Origin of the sequence: Porphyromonas sp. HMSC065F10 (genome assembly GCF_001808555.1) — a bacterium.
Lineage (GTDB): Bacteria > Bacteroidota > Bacteroidia > Bacteroidales > Porphyromonadaceae > Porphyromonas_A.
Genome location: NZ_KV793748.1, coordinates 67,149 through 67,595, shown reverse-complemented (window position 1 = coordinate 67,595; position 447 = coordinate 67,149). Strand labels below are relative to the sequence as shown.

The 447-nt window shown below is 55.0% G+C and carries 1 protein-coding gene; it reads right to left on the bottom strand.

All coding sequences use genetic code 11. From position 1 onward, the window contains the following. Positions 1–255: 255 nt before the first annotated feature. Positions 256–447 (bottom strand): hypothetical protein (locus HMPREF2890_RS09145; RefSeq protein ID WP_210394730.1); only part of this gene is annotated, 192 nt, incomplete at its 5' end.

Sequence of the window (447 nt, the reverse complement as noted above, 5' to 3'; positions counted from 1 at the left end):
GATATTAGGCGCGACTAATATCGGTATTAGAGATTACTAATATCGGTATTAGAAAAAAGCTGTCTTCTCCTGAAATTAGTTGACATGGCGGAGGGTTATTTTGCCGATGAACAGGGGTGACGCGTTTAATTAGCACAGAAGTCCATCAACTCATTATAAAGAGTGGGGAACGAAGCACCCCTTGCGGGTGCTCGCTCCATAGCCACCGGTCGAGGGGCGTAGCCCCGAAGACCCGTGGATCAGGCATCACAAACGTCACTGCGACCCCGCAAGGGTGTCGCACTGGTTGCCTGACTCCCTGATAAGTGCGACACCCTGGCGGGGTCGTATATCTTTCTTGGCATTCTCTCCCGCGGTCTTCGGCACTTCGTGCCTCGACACGCGGGCCAAGGAGCGATGATCCCTCCGGGGCTTTGCCCCTGCGGGATCGGCAGGCGGGTGCATTAG